The organism is Phenylobacterium sp., assembly GCF_035276905.1.
In the GTDB taxonomy this organism is placed as follows: Bacteria; Pseudomonadota; Alphaproteobacteria; order Caulobacterales; family Caulobacteraceae; genus Phenylobacterium.
In genome coordinates this window covers 1-2596 of sequence record NZ_DATELG010000434.1, presented here as the reverse complement: position 1 = coordinate 2596, position 2596 = coordinate 1, and the positions used below count along the sequence as shown (strand labels likewise).

Annotated in this window: 3 protein-coding genes; all 3 read right to left on the bottom strand. The window is 70.8% G+C overall.

Going from position 1 to position 2596, the window contains the following annotated elements; all coding sequences use genetic code 11:
• Positions 1-845 (bottom strand): type I glyceraldehyde-3-phosphate dehydrogenase (locus tag VJS38_RS20715; protein ID WP_324090043.1); only part of this gene is annotated, 845 nt, incomplete at its 3' end.
• 219 nt (positions 846-1064) lie between these two features.
• Positions 1065-2264 (bottom strand): formate-dependent phosphoribosylglycinamide formyltransferase, encoded by a 1200-nt coding sequence (purT, locus tag VJS38_RS20710; RefSeq protein WP_324090042.1) that lies wholly within the window; start codon positions 2262-2264, stop codon positions 1065-1067.
• A gap of 5 nt (positions 2265-2269) precedes the next feature.
• Positions 2270-2596, bottom strand: a 327-nt coding sequence (locus VJS38_RS20705) for a transketolase-like TK C-terminal-containing protein (RefSeq protein ID WP_324090041.1), incomplete at its 5' end; no start/stop codon positions are given.

Here is a 2596-nt window from a genome sequence, read left to right as displayed (position 1 = left end):
AGCGGGTCGCTGGTCACGGCGAGGACGCCCTTCAGCGGGCCGGACGCCGCGGCCGCGGTCAGGGCTTCGTTGATCTCGTCCTTGCTGATGGTGCGGCCGGGCACGAAGTTCAGGTCGACCACCGAGACATTGGGCGTCGGCACCCGGATCGAGGAGCCGTCCAGCTTGCCGGCGAGCTCCGGCAGCACGAGGCCGACCGCCTTGGCCGCGCCGGTGGAGGTCGGGATCATCGACATCGCCGCGGCGCGGGCGCGGTAGAGATCCTTGTGCAGGGTGTCCAGCGTCGGCTGGTCGCCGGTGTAGGAGTGGATCGTCGTCATGTAGCCGCGCTCGATGCCGCACAGGTCGTGGATGACCTTGGCGATGGGCGCGAGGCAGTTGGTGGTGCACGAGGCGTTGGAGACCACCAGGTCCGCGGCGGTCAGGGTGTCGTGGTTGACGCCGTAGACGATGGTCTTGTCGGCGTCGTCGCAAGGGGCGGAGACCAGCACCCGCTTGGCGCCGGCGTCGAGGTGCGCCTTGGCCTTCTCCTTGGAGGTGAAGAGGCCGGTGCACTCCAGCGCGATGTCGACGCCCAGCTCCTTGTGCGGCAGCTCGGCCGGGTTGCGGATCGCGGTGACCTTGATCTTGCCCATGCCGACGTCGATCGTGTCGCCGTCGACGGTCACGGTTCCGGGGAAACGGCCGTGCACGCTGTCGTAGCGCAGCAGGTGGGCGTTGGTCTCGACCGGGCCCAGGTCGTTCAGGGCGACGACCTCGATGTCGCCGCGCGCATGCTCGACGATCGAGCGCAGGACCAGCCGGCCGATCCGACCAAAACCGTTGATGGCGACGCGGACGGGCATGAACAGGTCTCCTTTGAGGCGTGCAGGCGGCGGTCCCCGCCGACAATTCGTTGATCCGCGGCGTTTTTCGGCCCGGGGGGAGCGAAGTCAACCCCTGGACACACCGAAGTTGCCGCGCTGCAACGCGCGCGCCACGCCTTGCGTCGCATTGGCGACGCTGTCACTCGCCTTAAGACCGCAATTGGTCTGACAAGCAGAGCCGATGCCGGAGGCTTAGACTTAGGCTCTGGTCGGGCGCACCTTGCCGGCGGCCTCGCGCGCGCGTTCGCGCGCCTCGTCGGTCGCGCCGCCGCGGGCCAGCGCCACGCCCATGCGCCGGCGCGCGAAGCTCTCCGGCTTGCCGAACAGGCGCAAATCCGCGCCGGGCACGCGCAGCGCCTCGGCGACGCCTTCGAACGCGACGCCCTTCGCCTCCAGGCCGCCATAGATGACCGCGCTGGCGCCCGGCTCGCGCAGCCGCACGTCGACCGGCAGGCCGAGGATGGCGCGGGCGTGGATGGCGAACTCGCTCTGCATCTGGCTGATCAGGGTGACCAGGCCGGTGTCGTGGGGCCTTGGGCTCACCTCGGAGAACCAGACGTCGTTGCCCTTCACGAACAGCTCGACGCCGAAGACGCCCCAGCCGCCGAGCGCCCCGGTGATCATCCGGGCGATGTCGCGGGCCTTGCGGTGCGCGCCGGGCGCCATGCCCTGCGGCTGCCAGCTCTCGACGTAGTCGCCCTTCACCTGCCGGTGGCCGATCGGCTCGCAGAAGGCGGTGACGGTCTCGCCAACGACGTCGCGGGCGCGCACGGTCAGCAGGGTGATCTCGAAATCGAAGTCGATCCGCCCCTCGACGATGACCCGCGGCTGCTCCACCCGGCCGCCCTCCATGGCGTAGCGCCAGGCGGCCGCGATCTGGTCGGGGCTCTCGACGTAGGACTGGCCCTTGCCGGACGAGGACATCACCGGCTTTACGAAGCAGGGAAAGCCGGTCACCTCGGCCGCCGCGGCGGCGAGCTCGGCCTCCGACGAGGCGAAGGCGTAGGGGCTGGTCGGCAGCTCCAGCTCCTCGGCCGCCAGCCTGCGGATGCCCTCGCGGTTCATGGTCAGCTGGGCGGCGCGGGCGGTGGGGACGACCCGCGCCAGCCCCTCGGCTTCGATCCGGACCAGCTCGTCGGTGGCGATGGCCTCGATCTCCGGCACGATCAGCTGCGGCCGCTCCTGCTCGACCACCGCGCGCAGCGCCGCCGGATCGGTCATGGCGACCACGTGGCTGCGGTGGGCGAGCTGCATGGCCGGCGCGTCGGCGTAGCGGTCGACCGCGATCACCTCGCAGCCGAGCCGCTGGAGCTCGATCACCACTTCCTTGCCGAGCTCTCCAGCCCCCAGCAGCATCACCTTGACGGCGGAGGGCGAGAGCGGGGTCCCGAGGCGCATGGGGATCAGGCCAGCTTCGACTTGGCGGCGCGCACCACCGCGTCCGGCGTCAGGCCGAAGTGCTCGTAGAGCACCTTGTCCGGAGCGCTGGCGCCGAAACCCGACATGCCGACGAAGGCGCCGTTCGTGCCGATGAACCGGTCCCAGCCCATCCGCACGCCGGCCTCGACGGCGACGCGCACCTCGGTCTCGCCGATCACCGCGTGCTGGTAGTCGGCCGGCTGCGCCTCGAAGAGCTCGAAGCAGGGCGCGGAGACCACGCGGGCGCCGATTCCCTCGGCCTCCAGCAGGCCGCGGGCGGCCATGGCGATGGAGACCTCCGAGCCGGAGGC

Bases quoted from the DNA above. Each gene is read 5' to 3' on its own strand.
- purT (WP_324090042.1), bottom strand. From the start codon at position 2,264: ATGCGCCTCGGGACCCCGCTCTCGCCCTCCGCCGTCAAGGTGATGCTG.